This is a genomic window from Pseudomonas sp. G34 (assembly GCF_031119625.1).
Lineage (GTDB): Bacteria > Pseudomonadota > Gammaproteobacteria > Pseudomonadales > Pseudomonadaceae > Aquipseudomonas.
On sequence record NZ_JAVHZV010000008.1, the window covers coordinates 1 to 16,022 of the forward strand.

Below are 16,022 nucleotides of genomic sequence, written 5' to 3' on the forward strand. Positions count from 1 at the left end.
CAGGAAGAAATCGAGATCGTTGGTCTGCGTGACACCACCAAGACCACCTGCACCGGTGTCGAGATGTTCCGCAAGCTGCTCGACGAAGGTCGTGCTGGTGAGAACTGTGGCGTTCTGCTGCGCGGCACCAAGCGTGACGACGTAGAGCGTGGTCAGGTTCTGGCCAAGCCGGGCACCATCAAGCCGCATACCAAGTTCGAAGCTGAAGTGTACGTTCTGTCCAAGGAAGAAGGTGGTCGTCACACCCCGTTCTTCAAAGGCTACCGTCCGCAGTTCTACTTCCGTACCACTGACGTGACCGGTTCGTGCGAACTGCCGGAAGGCGTTGAGATGGTAATGCCGGGCGACAACATCAAAATGGTTGTCACCCTGATCAAGCCGATCGCCATGGAAGACGGCCTGCGCTTCGCCATTCGCGAAGGTGGCCGTACCGTTGGTGCCGGTGTTGTAGCAAAGATCGTCGAATAATCGATTGATCTGTCCCCGTCAGGCCGGCATAATGGTCGGCCTGATTTTGTTCTAGGTCAGTAGCTCAATTGGCAGAGCGACGGTCTCCAAAACCGTAGGTTGGGGGTTCGATTCCCTCCTGACCTGCCATTTTCTAACGAATTTGGCGTGTCTTCTCACAGGATCCTTGTTCATGAATGTTAAGGCTGAAGCCAAAGACTCTCGTTTTGATCTGCTCAAGTGGATCGCGGTGGCCCTGCTTGTGGTCGCTGGAGTGGTCGGTAATCAGTACTTCTCCGGTGAGCCGATCCTGTACCGTGTCGTTGCCTTGCTCGTGCTGGCGGTTGTCGCTGCACTGATCGCGCTGCAAACGGCAAAAGGTCAGTCCTTTTTCGGGTTGGCAAAGGAAGCTCGCGTCGAAATTCGCAAGGTTGTCTGGCCTACCCGTCAGGAAACCACGCAAACCACGCTGATCGTCGTCCTGGTCGTGCTTGTCATGGCTCTGGTGTTGTGGGGGCTCGATTCGCTCCTCGGTTGGCTTGTGTCGTTTATTGTAAGTTGAGATAGGGTGTCCCGTGGCTAAGCGTTGGTACGTTGTGCATGCTTACTCGGGTTACGAGAAGCATGTAATGCGTTCGCTGATCGAGCGCGTAAAATTCGCCGGAATGGAAGATCAGTTCGGCGAGATTCTGGTTCCCACCGAAGAAGTGGTGGAGATGCGTAATGGCCAGAAGCGCAAGAGTGAGCGCAAGTTCTTTCCAGGCTACGTGTTGGTACAGATGGAAATGAACGAGGCGACTTGGCACTTGATCAAGGATACGCCGCGCGTGATGGGCTTTATCGGTGGTACTGCCGACAAGCCGGCGCCGATCACCGAGAAAGAGGCTGACGCCATTCTGCGTCGTGTTGCCGACAGTGGTGACAAGCCCAAGCCCAAGACGCTGTTCGAGCCGGGCGAGATGGTTCGTGTTGTCGATGGCCCGTTCGCTGATTTCAGTGGCGTCGTCGAAGAAGTGAATTACGAGAAGAGCCGCATCCAGGTGGCAGTGACCATTTTTGGTCGTGCCACTCCGGTCGAGCTGGAGTTCAGTCAGGTCGAGAAGTCGTAACTGACACACGCATCCCATACCCCGCAGTCATAGGCTGCGGGGTTTTGTTGTCACTGGGATAAACAGGCAATAGTCGGGGAGCCGCAAGGCGCTAGAACCCGTAACTGGAGTAGCTAATGGCTAAGAAAATCACGGCTTATATCAAGCTGCAAGTAAAGGCCGCTCAGGCCAACCCGTCGCCACCCGTCGGCCCCGCTCTGGGTCAGCACGGCGTCAACATCATGGAATTCTGCAAGGCGTTCAACGCCAAGACTCAGGGCATGGAACCTGGTCTGCCGACTCCTGTGATCATCACTGTTTACAGTGACCGTAGCTTCACGTTCGAAACCAAGAGCACCCCGGCTTCCGTGCTGCTGAAGAAAGCAGCTGGCCTGACCAGTGGCTCGGCTCGTCCGAACACCGTCAAGGTCGGTACCGTTACCCGTGCTCAGCTCGAAGAGATCGCCAAGACCAAGCAGGCCGATCTGACTGCAGCTGATATGGATGCAGCCGTGCGCACCATCGCCGGTTCTGCTCGTAGCATGGGCCTCAACGTGGAGGGTGTGTAAATGGCTAAGCTGACCAAGCGCCAAAAGGCTATCGCGGCCAAGATCGAGCCGGGCAAAGCCTACAGCTTCAACGACGCTGCTGCGCTGCTGGCCGAAATTTCCGCGGTCAAGTTCTCCGAGTCGGTCGATATCTCGATCAACCTCGGCGTTGACCCGCGTAAATCCGACCAGGTCGTTCGTGGTGCTACCGTTCTGCCCAATGGCAGCGGCAAGACCGTTCGCGTCGCTGTCTTCACCCAGGGTCCGGGCGCTGAAGCTGCTCTGGCCGCCGGTGCCGACCGCGTAGGCATGGACGATCTGGCTGCTGAAATGAAAGGCGGCGACCTGAACTACGACGTCGTCATCGCTTCCCCGGACGCCATGCGCGTTGTTGGCCAGCTGGGCCAGGTTCTCGGCCCGCGCGGTCTGATGCCTAACCCGAAAGTCGGCACCGTGACGCCAGACGTCGCCACTGCAGTCAAGAATGCCAAAGCTGGTCAGGTACGTTTCCGTACCGACAAGAACGGCATCATCCACGGTTCGGTTGGCAAGGTTGGCTTCGAAGCCGACAAGCTGAAGCAGAACGTGGAAGCGCTGCTGGCCGATCTCAAGCGCCTGAAGCCGTCGACCTCGAAAGGCGTCTACGTCAAGCGCGTGACCCTGAGCACCACCATGGGCCCAGGTCTGCTGATCGACCAAGGTTCGCTGGACGCTTAATGCATGACGGCAGGCGCACTGGGTGCGCCTGCCGCGAAAAAATTGGGGTCCCTGCCTGGCGGGGGCTATCCAAGACCGTAGGGGGCGCAAGCCTCAAACCCGAAGAGCGATCTTCAACCCTACGCAGATGGTGCTCCCGATTCTTACCGAATCAGACACCAAAACGCCGTCCGGCTCAGGCCGGGCGAAACGGTAACATCCAGGAGTAAACCCGTGGCAATTAAACTCGAAGACAAGAAGGCCATCGTCGCTGAAGTCAACGAGGCTGCCAAAGCTGCCCTGTCCGCTGTCGTGGCTGATGCCCGTGGCGTGACCGTAAGCGCTATGACCGGACTCCGTAAAGAGGCCCGCGAAGCTGGCGTATACGTACGTGTTGTACGTAATACCCTGCTCAAGCGCGCCGTTGAAGGCACTCAGTACGATGTGCTCAACGACGTGTTCAAAGGCCCGACCCTGATTGCGTTCTCCAACCAACACCCGGGCGCTGCTGCCCGTCTGTTCAAGGATTTCGCCAAGGGTCAGGACAAGTTCGAGATCAAAGCCGCTGCGTTCGAGGGCAAGTACCTTGCAGCCAATCAGATCGACGTACTGGCAAGCCTGCCGACCCGCGACGAGGGTATCGCACAGCTGATGAGCGTTATCCAAGGCGCCACCAGCAAGCTCGCTCGCACTCTGGCAGCCATTCGCGACCAGAAAGAAGCTGCTGCTGCCTAAGGCCGCGTAGCACCTTTCGAAATCACATGTTTAATTTGATGGTCGCGTAGGCCGTCACCCCAATACAGGAATTCATAGTCATGTCTCTGACTAACGAGCAAATCATCGAAGCGATCGGCCAGAAATCCGTCATGGAAATCGTCGAGCTGATCAAGGCGATGGAAGAAACCTTCGGCGTTACCGCTGCCGCTGCTACCGTTGCTGCTGCTGGCCCGGCTGCTGCCGCTGCTGAAGAGCAAACCGAGTTCACCGTCGTTCTGGCTGAAGCTGGCGACAAGAAAGTGAACGTGATCAAGGCTGTTCGTGAACTGACCGGTCTGGGTCTGAAAGAAGCCAAAGCAGTGGTTGACGGCGCTCCTGGCGTGGTCAAAGAAGGCGTGTCGAAAGACGAAGCCGAAGCTGCCAAGAAAGCTCTGGAAGAAGCAGGCGCCAAAGTCGAGCTCAAGTAAGCGACGACCTTGCGTCTACAGCCCGCGCAACTCGCACAAGGCTGACGGCTGGTGGCTCTTGCCACCGGCCTTTTTCCGTTCTAGCTCGGCTGTCCACAGCCCCGGCACGGGACGTGAAAGACCCACCAACGAGGTGGCGCAAACCTAGGGTTTGCACGAGTTTCTGGCTACTCCCGTCGGAGGAGCCAAATAAGCAGGTGACCAAGCTGGGGAACGCTGATGGCTTACTCATACACTGAGAAAAAACGTATCCGCAAGGACTTTAGCAAGTTGCCGGATGTCATGGATGTGCCTTACCTCCTGGCCATCCAGCTGGATTCGTACCGCGAATTCCTGCAGCAAGGCGCGAGCAAGGAACAGTTCCGCGACATCGGCCTGCATGCGGCCTTCAAATCTGTATTCCCGATCATCAGCTACTCCGGCAACGCTGCTCTGGAATACGTCGGCTACCGCCTGGGTGAGCCGGCGTTCGACGTCAAAGAGTGCGTGCTGCGTGGCGTGACCTTTGCCGTTCCGCTGCGCGTGAAAGTGCGCCTGATCATTTTCGACAAAGAATCGTCGAACAAAGCGATCAAGGACATCAAAGAGCAGGAAGTGTACATGGGCGAAATTCCGCTCATGACCGAGAACGGTACCTTCGTCATCAACGGTACCGAGCGCGTGATCGTTTCCCAGCTGCACCGTTCCCCGGGTGTGTTCTTCGACCACGACCGTGGCAAGACCCACAGCTCGGGCAAGCTGCTGTATTCGGCGCGCATCATTCCTTACCGTGGTTCCTGGCTGGACTTCGAGTTCGACCCGAAGGACGCGGTATTCGTGCGTATCGACCGTCGCCGCAAGCTGCCGGCCTCGGTACTGCTGCGCGCGCTGGGCTACAGCACCGAAGAAGTGCTCGATGCCTTCTACACCACCAACGTGTTCCACGTGAAAGGCGAAGGCCTGAGCCTGGAGCTGGTACCGCAGCGTCTGCGTGGTGAGATCGCCAGCCAGGACATCAAGGATGGCAGTGGCAAGGTGATCGTCGAGCAGGGCCGTCGTATTACCGCTCGCCACATCAACCAGCTGGACAAGGCTGGCATCAAGGAGCTGGACGTACCGTTCGACTACCTGATCGGCCGCACCACCGCCAAGGCGATCGTGCACCCGGCTACCGGCGAAATCCTCGCCGAGTGCAACACCGAGCTGTCGGTCGAGCTGTTGGCGAAGATCGCCAAGGCCCAGGTCGTGCGCATCGAAACCCTGTACACCAACGACATCGACTGTGGTCCGTTCATCAGCGACACGCTGAAGATCGACAGCACCACCAATCAGCTCGAAGCGCTGGTCGAGATCTACCGCATGATGCGTCCTGGCGAGCCACCTACCAAGGATGCCGCCGAGACCCTGTTCAACAACCTGTTCTTCAGTGCCGAGCGTTACGACCTGTCCGCTGTTGGCCGCATGAAGTTCAACCGTCGTATCGGGCGTACCGAGATCGAAGGTTCGGGCGTGTTGAGCCGCGAAGACATCGTCGAAGTGCTCAAGACCCTGGTCGATATCCGTAACGGCAAAGGTATCGTCGATGACATCGACCACCTGGGTAACCGCCGTGTACGTTGCGTCGGCGAGATGGCCGAGAACCAGTTCCGGGTTGGCCTGGTGCGCGTCGAGCGTGCGGTCAAGGAACGTCTGTCGATGGCCGAAAGCGAAGGCCTGATGCCGCAGGATCTGATCAACGCCAAGCCGGTTGCGGCAGCGGTGAAGGAATTCTTCGGTTCCAGCCAGCTTTCCCAGTTCATGGACCAGAACAACCCGCTCTCCGAGATCACCCACAAGCGCCGTGTTTCCGCACTCGGCCCGGGCGGTCTGACCCGTGAGCGCGCAGGCTTCGAAGTCCGCGACGTACACCCGACCCATTACGGCCGCGTGTGCCCGATCGAAACGCCGGAAGGTCCGAACATCGGTCTGATCAACTCCCTGGCCGCCTATGCCCGCACCAACCAGTACGGCTTCCTGGAAAGCCCGTACCGCGTGGTTCAGGAAGGCAAGGTCACCGACGAGATCGTGTTCCTGTCCGCCATCGAAGAGGCTGATCACGTGATCGCCCAGGCTTCGGCCACGATGAACGACAAGAAGATGCTGATCGACGAGCTGGTGGCTGTTCGTCACCTGAACGAGTTCACCGTCAAGGCGCCGGAAGACGTCACCCTGATGGACGTTTCGCCCAAGCAGGTCGTTTCCGTTGCTGCCTCGCTGATCCCGTTCCTCGAGCACGACGACGCCAACCGTGCGTTGATGGGTTCGAACATGCAGCGTCAGGCCGTTCCGACCCTGCGTTCGGACAAGCCGCTGGTGGGTACCGGCATGGAGCGCAACGTCGCCCGTGACTCCGGCGTCTGCGTCGTGGCTCGCCGCGGTGGGGTGATCGACTCCGTCGATGCCAGCCGTATCGTGGTTCGCGTTGCCGACGATGAAGTCGAGACCGGTGAAGCCGGTGTGGACATCTACAACCTGACCAAATACACCCGTTCCAACCAGAACACCTGCATCAACCAGCGTCCGCTGGTGCAGAAAGGTGACGTGGTGGCACGTGGCGACATCATGGCCGACGGCCCGTCCACCGACATGGGTGAACTGGCGCTGGGTCAGAACATGCGCGTCGCGTTCATGCCGTGGAACGGTTACAACTTCGAAGACTCCATCCTGCTCTCCGAGCGCGTGGTTCAGGAAGACCGCTTCACCACGATCCACATCCAGGAACTGACCTGTGTGGCCCGTGACACCAAGCTCGGCCCAGAGGAAATCTCTGCGGACATCCCGAACGTGGGTGAAGCTGCTCTGAACAAGCTCGACGAAGCCGGTATCGTCTACGTTGGCGCCGAAGTCGGCCCAGGCGACATTCTGGTTGGCAAGGTCACCCCGAAAGGCGAGACCCAGCTGACGCCAGAAGAGAAGCTGCTGCGTGCGATCTTCGGTGAGAAGGCCAGCGACGTTAAGGACACCTCCCTGCGCGTGCCGACCGGCACCAAGGGCACCGTCATCGACGTACAGGTCTTCACCCGCGATGGCGTCGAGCGTGATGCCCGTGCGCTGTCGATCGAGAAGAGCCAGCTGGACGAGATCCGCAAGGACCTCAACGAAGAGTTCCGCATCGTCGAAGGCGCGACCTTCGAACGTCTGCGTTCCGCCCTGGTTGGCAAGATCGCCGAAGGCGGCGCTGGCCTGAAGAAAGGCGCTGCGATCACTGACGAAGTGCTCGACGGCCTGGAGCGCGGCCAGTGGTTCAAGCTGCGCATGGCTGACGATGCACTGAACGAGCAGTTGGAAAAGGCTCAGGCCTACATCTCCGACCGCCGTCAGCTGCTCGACGACAAGTTCGAAGACAAGAAGCGCAAGCTGCAGCAGGGCGATGACCTGGCGCCGGGCGTACTGAAGATCGTCAAGGTTTACCTGGCTATCCGTCGTCGCATCCAGCCGGGTGACAAGATGGCCGGTCGTCACGGTAACAAGGGTGTGGTCTCGGTGATCATGCCGGTCGAAGACATGCCGCATGACGTGCATGGCACGCCGGTCGACATCGTCCTCAACCCGCTGGGCGTACCGTCGCGTATGAACGTTGGTCAGATCCTCGAAACCCACCTGGGCCTCGCGGCCAAAGGTCTGGGCGAGAAGATCAACCTGATGCTCGAAGAGCAGCGCAAGGTCGCTGAGCTGCGCAAGTTCATGCAGCAGATCTACAACGAGATCGGTGGGCGCAAGGAGAACCTCGACGAGCTGAGCGATCAGGAAGTGCTGGCCCTGGCCAACAACCTGCGCAAAGGCGTGCCGATGGCGACCCCGGTGTTCGACGGTGCCAAGGAAAGCGAAATCAAGGCCATGCTGAAACTGGCGGATCTGCCGGAAAGCGGCCAGATGCGCCTGATCGACGGCCGTACCGGCAACCAGTTCGAGCGCCCGACCACGGTCGGTTACATGTACATGCTGAAACTGAACCACTTGGTGGACGACAAGATGCACGCTCGTTCTACCGGTTCCTACAGCCTGGTTACCCAGCAGCCGCTGGGTGGTAAGGCGCAGTTCGGTGGTCAGCGCTTCGGGGAGATGGAGGTCTGGGCTCTGGAAGCTTACGGCGCCGCCTACACCCTGCAGGAGATGTTGACCGTCAAGTCGGACGACGTGAACGGCCGTACCAAGATGTACAAGAACATCGTGGATGGCGATCACCGCATGGAGCCGGGCATGCCCGAGTCCTTCAACGTGTTGATCAAAGAGATCCGTTCGCTCGGTATCGATATCGATCTGGAAACCGAATAACACGACGTGAATCGGCAGCGGGGCTTCACTCCCGCTGCCTGCTCCGCCAGGAGGAAAGGCCTTGAAAGACCTACTGAATTTGCTGAAAAACCAGGGTCAAGTCGAAGAGTTCGATGCCATTCGCATCGGTCTTGCTTCGCCTGAGATGATCCGTTCGTGGTCGTTCGGTGAAGTTAAAAAGCCGGAAACCATCAACTACCGTACGTTCAAGCCTGAGCGTGACGGCCTGTTCTGCGCCAAGATCTTTGGCCCGGTAAAGGATTACGAGTGCCTGTGCGGCAAGTACAAGCGCCTCAAGCACCGTGGTGTGATCTGTGAGAAGTGCGGCGTTGAAGTCGCCCTGGCCAAGGTTCGTCGTGAGCGCATGGCGCACATCGAACTGGCCTCTCCGGTTGCCCACATCTGGTTCCTGAAGTCCCTGCCGAGCCGTATCGGCCTGCTGATGGACATGACCCTGCGTGATATCGAACGCGTTCTCTACTTCGAGAGCTATGTCGTTATCGACCCGGGCATGACCACCCTCGAGAAGGGCCAGCTGCTCAACGACGAGCAGTACTTCGAAGCGCTGGAAGAGTTCGGTGACGACTTCGACGCCCGCATGGGTGCCGAGGCCGTTCGCGAGCTGCTGCACGCTATCGACCTGGAGCACGAGATCGGCCGCCTGCGCGAAGAGATTCCGCAGACCAACTCGGAAACCAAGATCAAGAAGCTGTCCAAGCGTCTGAAGTTGATGGAAGCCTTCCAGGGTTCCGGCAACCTGCCCGAGTGGATGGTGCTGACCGTTCTGCCGGTGCTGCCGCCAGACCTGCGTCCGCTGGTTCCGCTCGACGGTGGCCGTTTCGCCACTTCCGACCTGAACGACCTGTATCGCCGCGTCATCAACCGTAACAACCGTTTGAAGCGCCTGCTGGATCTGTCCGCTCCCGATATCATCGTGCGCAACGAAAAGCGCATGCTGCAGGAAGCGGTCGACGCACTGCTCGACAACGGTCGTCGCGGTCGCGCCATCACCGGTTCGAACAAGCGTCCTCTGAAATCCCTGGCTGACATGATCAAGGGCAAGCAGGGTCGTTTCCGTCAGAACCTGCTCGGTAAGCGCGTTGACTACTCCGGCCGTTCGGTAATTACCGTTGGCCCGGCACTGCGTCTGCACCAGTGCGGCCTGCCGAAGAAGATGGCCCTCGAGCTGTTCAAACCGTTCATTTTCGGCAAGCTGGAAATGCGTGGTCTGGCGACCACCATCAAAGCGGCCAAGAAAATGGTCGAGCGCGAGCTGCCGGAAGTATGGGACGTTCTCGCCGAAGTGATTCGCGAACACCCCGTACTGCTCAACCGTGCACCGACCCTGCACCGTCTGGGCATCCAGGCGTTCGAGCCGGTGCTGATCGAAGGTAAGGCCATCCAGCTGCACCCGCTGGTCTGCGCCGCGTACAACGCCGACTTCGACGGTGACCAGATGGCCGTTCACGTGCCGCTGACGCTGGAAGCCCAGCTCGAAGCGCGCGCGCTGATGATGTCGACCAACAACATCCTGTCGCCTGCCAACGGTGAGCCGATCATCGTGCCGTCCCAGGACGTTGTATTGGGTCTGTACTACATGACCCGTGAGGCCATCAACGCCAAGGGCGAAGGTCGCGTATTCGCCGACCTGCAGGAAGTCGACCGGGTATTCCGCGCCGGCGAAGCGTCCCTGCACGCCCGCGTGAAAGTGCGTATCAACGAAGTCATCAAAGACCGTGACGGCAGCATCACCAAGAACACCCGCATCGTCGACACCACCGTCGGCCGTGCGCTGCTGTTCCAGGTCGTGCCTGCTGGCCTGTCGTTCGACGTGGTCAACCAGTCGATGAAGAAGAAGGCGATCTCCAAGCTGATCAACCAGTGCTACCGCACCGTTGGCTTGAAAGACACCGTGATCTTCGCCGACCAGCTGATGTACACCGGTTTCGCCTACTCGACCATTTCCGGTGTGTCGATCGGTGTGAACGACTTCGTCATCCCGGATGAGAAGGCGCGCATCATTGACGCCGCCACCGAGGAAGTTAAAGAGATCGAATCGCAGTACGCCTCCGGCCTGGTTACCCAGGGCGAGAAGTACAACAAGGTGATCGACCTCTGGTCGAAGGCCAACGACGAAGTATCCAAGGCGATGATGGCCAACCTCTCGAAAGAGAAGGTCATCGACCGCGACGGCAACGAAGTCGATCAGGAGTCCTTCAACTCCATGTACATGATGGCCGACTCGGGTGCTCGTGGTTCCGCCGCGCAGATCCGTCAGCTGGCCGGTATGCGCGGCCTGATGGCCAAGCCGGATGGCTCGATCATCGAGACGCCGATCACCGCGAACTTCCGCGAAGGTCTGTCGGTACTGCAGTACTTCATCTCCACCCACGGTGCGCGTAAAGGTCTGGCGGATACCGCACTGAAGACCGCGAACTCCGGTTACCTGACCCGTCGCCTGGTCGACGTGGCCCAGGATCTGGTGGTCACCGAGATCGATTGCGGCACCGAGCAGGGTCTGCACATGACCCCGCACATCGAAGGCGGCGACGTGGTCGAGCCGCTGGGTGAGCGCGTACTGGGCCGTGTCATCGCCCGTGACGTGTTCAAGCCTGGCACCGAAGACGTCATCGTTCCGGCCGGTACCCTGGTCGACGAGCAGTGGGTCGAGTTCATCGAGCTCAACAGCATCGACGAAGTGGTCGTGCGTTCGCCGATCAGCTGCGAAACCCGCTACGGCATCTGCGCCAAGTGCTACGGTCGCGACCTGGCCCGCGGTCACCAGATCAACATCGGCGAAGCGGTCGGCGTTATCGCTGCCCAGTCGATCGGTGAGCCGGGTACCCAGCTGACCATGCGTACCTTCCACATCGGTGGTGCGGCAAGCCGGACTTCGGCTGCCGACAGCGTCCAGGTGAAGAACGGTGGTGCGGTTCGTCTGCACAACCTCAAGCACGTCGAGCGTCTGGACGGCAACCTGATCGCGGTATCGCGTTCCGGTGAGCTGGCCGTTGCCGACGAGTTCGGCCGCGAGCGCGAGCGCTACAAGCTGCCGTACGGTGCGGTGATTTCCGTGAAGGAAGGTGACAAGGTCGACGCTGGCGCCATCGTCGCCAAGTGGGACCCGCACACCCACCCGATCGTGACCGAAATGAAGGGTACCGTTACCTTCGTCGGCATGGAGGAGGGCATCACCATCAAGCGCCAGACCGACGAACTGACCGGTCTGACCAATATCGAGGTTCTCGACGCCAAGGATCGTCCGGCTTCCGGCAAGGACATTCGTCCGGCCGTCAAGCTGGTCGATGCAAACGGCAAGGATCTGATGCTGCCGGGTACCGACGTACCGGCGCAGTACTTCCTGCCAGCCAACGCCCTAGTCGGCGTGGCCGATGGTGCGCAGGTTGCGGTCGGTGATGTTATCGCCCGTATCCCGCAGGAAACCTCGAAGACCCGTGACATCACCGGTGGTCTGCCACGCGTTGCCGACCTGTTCGAAGCGCGTCGTCCGAAAGAAGCCTCTATCCTGGCGGAAATCAGCGGCACCATCTCGTTCGGCAAGGAGACCAAGGGCAAGCGCCGTCTGGTCATCACGCCGACCGATGGCAGTGATCCGTACGAAGAGCTGATCCCGAAATGGCGTCACCTGAACGTGTTCGAAGGTGAACAGGTCAACAAGGGTGAAGTCATCTCCGACGGTCCGAGCGATCCGCACGACATCCTGCGTCTGCTGGGCGTCAGCGCGCTGGCCAAGTACATCGTCAACGAGATCCAGGACGTTTACCGTCTGCAGGGCGTGAAGATCAACGACAAGCACATCGAGACCATCCTGCGCCAGATGCTGCGCAAGGTCGAGGTGTCCGAGTCTGGCGACTCCAGCTTCATCAAGGGCGACCAGATGGAGCTCACTCAGGTACTGGGCGAGAACGAGCGCCTGGCCGAAGAGGACAAGTTCGTTGCCAAGTACACCCGCGTCCTGCTGGGTATCACCAAGGCGTCGCTGTCCACCGAGTCGTTCATCTCGGCGGCCTCCTTCCAGGAAACCACTCGCGTCCTCACCGAGGCGGCGGTTACTGGCAAGCGCGACTTCCTGCGTGGCCTGAAGGAGAACGTGGTCGTGGGTCGTCTGATCCCGGCAGGTACCGGCCTGGCCTATCACAGCGAGCGCAAGCGCAAGCGTGAAGCCGACAAGCCGATGCGCGTAAGCGCCAGCGAAGTGGAAGCAGCGCTGACCGAAGCGCTGAACTCCAGCGAAAATTGAGAGCGCGACCCGGCTGCCTGGCAGCCGGGACACGTATCTTGACTGGGGGGGCGAGTCTCTTTAGACTCATGCACCCCTAAATATGGCAGGGCATCAGCCCTGCCATTTATTTATGGTGTAAATAAATAGCGTCGAAAGACGGACAGTGGAGCTAGTAGATGGCAACTATCAACCAGCTGGTGCGTCAGCCGCGCAAGCGTATCGTCGAGAAATCCGACGTGCCTGCGCTGCAGAACTGCCCCCAGCGTCGTGGCGTATGCACTCGCGTGTATACCACCACGCCGAAAAAACCTAACTCGGCACTGCGTAAAGTTTGCCGTGTTCGCCTGACCAACGGTTTCGAGGTTTCCTCGTACATCGGCGGTGAAGGCCACAACCTGCAAGAGCACAGCGTCGTGCTGATCCGTGGCGGTCGTGTAAAAGACTTGCCAGGTGTGCGTTATCACACCGTTCGCGGCTCGCTGGACACCTCGGGTGTCAAAGGCCGTAACCAGGGTCGTTCGAAGTACGGTACCAAGCGTCCGAAGTGATCGGCCGCCGGTATTCAATGCAGTTTCTAATTTTATTGAGTCGATAAGAGTAAGGTCGGGCGTAACCAGATAGTTACAGTCCCGGGCTAACCTGAAGACCGTTTGAGGGCTTATCAAATGCCAAGACGTCGTGTAGCAGCCAAGCGCGAAGTGCTTGACGATCCAAAATACGGAAGCCAAATCCTGGCCAAGTTCATGAACCACGTAATGGAGAGCGGCAAGAAAGCCGTTGCCGAGCGTATCGTTTATGGCGCCCTGGACAAGGTTAAAGAGCGTAAGAACAGCGATCCCCTGGAAATCTTCGAGAAAGCTCTCGACGCCATCGCTCCGCTGGTCGAAGTGAAGTCGCGCCGTGTAGGCGGTGCTACTTACCAGGTTCCGGTCGAAGTTCGTCCGTCCCGTCGTAACGCCCTGGCCATGCGCTGGTTGGTGGATTTCGCCCGTAAGCGTGGCGAGAAATCCATGGCCCTGCGTTTGGCTGGTGAGCTGATGGACGCCGCCGAAGGCAAGGGCGCCGCCGTCAAGAAGCGTGAAGACGTGCACCGTATGGCCGAAGCCAACAAAGCGTTCTCGCACTACCGTTTCTAAATCCGGCATCACTCAATTTGCGAGGGCTTTATGGCTCGTAATACAGCAATTAACCGCTACCGTAACATCGGTATTTGCGCGCACGTCGATGCGGGCAAGACCACGACTACAGAGCGGATCCTGTTCTACACAGGTCTCAGCCACAAGATGGGTGAGGTGCATGACGGTGCAGCCACTACCGACTGGATGGTGCAGGAGCAGGAGCGTGGTATCACCATTACCTCCGCTGCCGTTACCACCTTCTGGAAGGGTTCGCGTGGTCAGTACGACAACTACCGCGTAAACGTCATCGATACCCCCGGCCACGTTGACTTCACCATTGAAGTTGAGCGTTCGCTGCGTGTACTCGACGGCGCCGTCGTGGTGTTCTGTGGTACCTCGGGCGTTGAACCGCAGTCCGAAACCGTATGGCGTCAGGCCAACAAGTACGGCGTTCCGCGTATCGTCTACGTCAACAAGATGGACCGCGCTGGCGCCAACTTCCTGCGCGTCGTCGGTCAGATCAAGAACCGTCTGGGTCACACCCCGGTTCCGATCCAGATCGCCATCGGTGCAGAAGAGAACTTCGAAGGTCAGGTTGATCTGATCAAGATGAAGGCCATCTACTGGAACGACGACGACAAGGGCACCACCTACCGCGAGGAAGAAATTCCGGCGGAGCTGCTCGAGCTGGCCAACGAATGGCGCAGCAACATGGTCGAGGCTGCTGCCGAGGCCAATGAAGAGTTGATGAACAAGTACCTCGAAGAGGGCGACCTCTCCGTCGAGGAAATCAAAGCCGGTCTGCGCCTGCGCACCCTGGCCAGCGAAATCGTTCCGGCTGTCTGTGGTTCCTCGTTCAAGAACAAGGGTGTTCCCCTGGTTCTCGATGCGGTCATCGACTTCCTGCCTGCTCCTACCGAAATCCCGCCGATCAAGGGTATCCACCCTGATCTGATCGAGAAGCCGAAAGAAGACCTGGTAGACGCCGACTACGACGAGCGTCACGCTTCCGACGACGAGCCGTTCTCGGCGCTGGCGTTCAAGATCGCCACCGACCCGTTCGTCGGTACGCTGACCTTCGTGCGCGTCTACTCGGGCTTCCTGAGCTCCGGTGACTCCGTCATCAACTCGGTCAAGGGCAAGAAAGAGCGCGTTGGTCGTATGGTGCAGATGCACGCCAACCAGCGTGAAGAGATCAAGGAAGTGCGCGCTGGCGACATCGCTGCACTGATCGGCATGAAGGACGTCACCACCGGTGACACCCTGTGCAACGCCGACAAGCCGATCATCCTCGAGCGTATGGACTTCCCGGAGCCGGTTATCTCGGTAGCCGTTGAGCCGAAGACCAAGGCTGACCAGGAAAAGATGGGCATCGCACTGGGCAAGCTCGCTCAGGAAGACCCGTCGTTCCGCGTCAAGACCGACGAAGAGACTGGCCAGACCATCATCTCCGGTATGGGTGAGCTGCACCTGGACATCCTCGTTGACCGCATGAAGCGCGAGTTCAACGTCGAAGCCAACATCGGCAAGCCGCAGGTTTCCTACCGCGAGAAGATCACCAAGAACTGCGAAATCGAAGGCAAGTTCGTTCGTCAGTCCGGTGGTCGTGGTCAGTTCGGTCACTGCTGGATTCGCTTCGCGCCGGCCGACGAAGGTCAGGAAGGTCTGGTATTCGTCAACGAAGTCGTGGGCGGTGTGGTTCCGAAGGAATACATCCCGGCCATCCAGAAGGGTATCGAAGAGCAGATGAAGAACGGCGTCGTTGCCGGTTATCCGCTGATCGGCCTGAAGGCGACCGTGTTCGACGGTTCCTACCATGACGTCGACTCCAACGAGATGGCGTTCAAGGTGGCAGCTTCCATGGCGACCAAGCAGCTGGCCCAGAAGGGCGGCGGTGTAGTGCTTGAGCCGATCATGAAAGTAGAAGTTGTAACCCCTGAGGACTACATGGGTGACGTGATGGGTGACCTGAACCGTCGTCGTGGTCTGATCCAGGGTATGGAAGACTCGGTTTCCGGTAAGGTTATCCGTGCCGAGGTTCCGCTGGGTGAGATGTTCGGTTACGCAACCGACGTTCGCTCCATGTCCCAGGGTCGCGCAAGCTGCTCCATGGAATTCTCCAAGTACTCCGAGGCTCCGGCGAACATCGTCGAAGCTCTGGTTAAAAAACAAGGCTGATTCAGCCCTTTAGGCAAGAGGTTCACTGTCGTGGCTAAAGAAAAATTCGAACGTAACAAACCGCACGTCAACGTTGGCACCATCGGTCACGTTGACCATGGTAAAACCACTCTGACCGCTGCTCTGACTCGCGTCTGCTCCGAGGTTTTCGGTTCGGCCAAGGTCGACTTCGACAAGATCGATAGCGCCCCGGAAGAGAAGGCTCGTGGTATCACCATCAACACTGC

Annotated in this window: 13 protein-coding genes and 1 tRNA gene; all 14 read left to right on the forward strand. The window is 59.1% G+C overall.

The annotated features are described in order from the left end of the window. Nucleotides 1-468: EF-Tu/IF-2/RF-3 family GTPase (locus QYS36_RS05345; RefSeq protein WP_308838525.1), on the forward strand; the 468-nt coding region annotated here is incomplete at its 5' end. 53 nt (nt 469-521) lie between these two features. Then, nucleotides 522-597, forward strand: a tRNA-Trp gene (locus tag QYS36_RS05350). Between the two features lie 43 nt (nt 598-640). Further along, nucleotides 641-1,009 (forward strand): preprotein translocase subunit SecE, encoded by a 369-nt coding sequence (gene secE, locus QYS36_RS05355; RefSeq protein WP_075933571.1) that lies wholly within the window; start codon nt 641-643, stop codon nt 1,007-1,009. A gap of 13 nt (nt 1,010-1,022) precedes the next feature. Beyond that, nucleotides 1,023-1,556, forward strand: coding sequence for a transcription termination/antitermination protein NusG (gene nusG / locus QYS36_RS05360; RefSeq protein WP_308838526.1), 534 nt, complete (start codon nt 1,023-1,025; stop codon nt 1,554-1,556). Between the two features lie 116 nt (nt 1,557-1,672). Beyond that, complete coding sequence (gene rplK, locus QYS36_RS05365; protein WP_025167734.1) at nt 1,673-2,104, forward strand: 50S ribosomal protein L11; 432 nt, start codon at nt 1,673-1,675, stop codon at nt 2,102-2,104. Continuing rightward, nucleotides 2,105-2,800: a 50S ribosomal protein L1 gene (gene rplA / locus QYS36_RS05370; RefSeq protein WP_070887121.1), complete on the forward strand. Its 696-nt coding sequence runs from the start codon at nt 2,105-2,107 to the stop codon at nt 2,798-2,800. Nucleotides 2,801-3,013: 213 nt separating this feature from the next. Continuing rightward, nucleotides 3,014-3,514 (forward strand): 50S ribosomal protein L10, encoded by a 501-nt coding sequence (gene rplJ / locus QYS36_RS05375; protein WP_111465135.1) that lies wholly within the window; start codon nt 3,014-3,016, stop codon nt 3,512-3,514. 80 nt (nt 3,515-3,594) lie between these two features. Beyond that, complete coding sequence (gene rplL / locus QYS36_RS05380; protein ID WP_074890265.1) at nt 3,595-3,963, forward strand: 50S ribosomal protein L7/L12; 369 nt, start codon at nt 3,595-3,597, stop codon at nt 3,961-3,963. A 219-nt stretch (nt 3,964-4,182) separates the two neighbouring features. After that, on the forward strand, nt 4,183-8,256 hold the full coding sequence (gene rpoB, locus QYS36_RS05385; RefSeq protein WP_308838527.1) for a DNA-directed RNA polymerase subunit beta: 4,074 nt from the start codon (nt 4,183-4,185) through the stop codon (nt 8,254-8,256). A 61-nt stretch (nt 8,257-8,317) separates the two neighbouring features. Then, nucleotides 8,318-12,517, forward strand: coding sequence for a DNA-directed RNA polymerase subunit beta' (rpoC, locus tag QYS36_RS05390; protein ID WP_308838528.1), 4,200 nt, complete (start codon nt 8,318-8,320; stop codon nt 12,515-12,517). A 158-nt stretch (nt 12,518-12,675) separates the two neighbouring features. Continuing rightward, a complete protein-coding gene (gene rpsL / locus QYS36_RS05395; protein ID WP_003186084.1) occupies nt 12,676-13,047 on the forward strand; it encodes a 30S ribosomal protein S12 in 372 nt (123 codons plus the stop codon). Nucleotides 13,048-13,164: 117 nt separating this feature from the next. Next, complete coding sequence (rpsG, locus tag QYS36_RS05400) at nt 13,165-13,635, forward strand: 30S ribosomal protein S7 (protein WP_172149911.1); 471 nt, start codon at nt 13,165-13,167, stop codon at nt 13,633-13,635. Nucleotides 13,636-13,665: 30 nt separating this feature from the next. Further along, a complete protein-coding gene (gene fusA / locus QYS36_RS05405; protein ID WP_308838529.1) occupies nt 13,666-15,795 on the forward strand; it encodes an elongation factor G in 2,130 nt (709 codons plus the stop codon). Between the two features lie 30 nt (nt 15,796-15,825). Further along, the coding region (locus tag QYS36_RS05410; RefSeq protein WP_256592507.1) for a GTP-binding protein at nt 15,826-16,022 on the forward strand (197 nt) is incomplete at its 3' end.

Coding starts and splice junctions, on each gene's coding strand:
- secE (WP_075933571.1), top strand. CDS start 641: ATGAATGTTAAGGCTGAAGCCAAAGACTCTCGTTTTGATCTGCTCAAG.
- rplK (WP_025167734.1), top strand. CDS start 1,673: ATGGCTAAGAAAATCACGGCTTATATCAAGCTGCAAGTAAAGGCCGCT.
- rplA (WP_070887121.1), top strand. CDS start 2,105: ATGGCTAAGCTGACCAAGCGCCAAAAGGCTATCGCGGCCAAGATCGAG.
- rplL (WP_074890265.1), top strand. CDS start 3,595: ATGTCTCTGACTAACGAGCAAATCATCGAAGCGATCGGCCAGAAATCC.
- rpoB (WP_308838527.1), top strand. CDS start 4,183: ATGGCTTACTCATACACTGAGAAAAAACGTATCCGCAAGGACTTTAGC.
- rpsL (WP_003186084.1), top strand. CDS start 12,676: ATGGCAACTATCAACCAGCTGGTGCGTCAGCCGCGCAAGCGTATCGTC.
- rpsG (WP_172149911.1), top strand. CDS start 13,165: ATGCCAAGACGTCGTGTAGCAGCCAAGCGCGAAGTGCTTGACGATCCA.
- fusA (WP_308838529.1), top strand. CDS start 13,666: ATGGCTCGTAATACAGCAATTAACCGCTACCGTAACATCGGTATTTGC.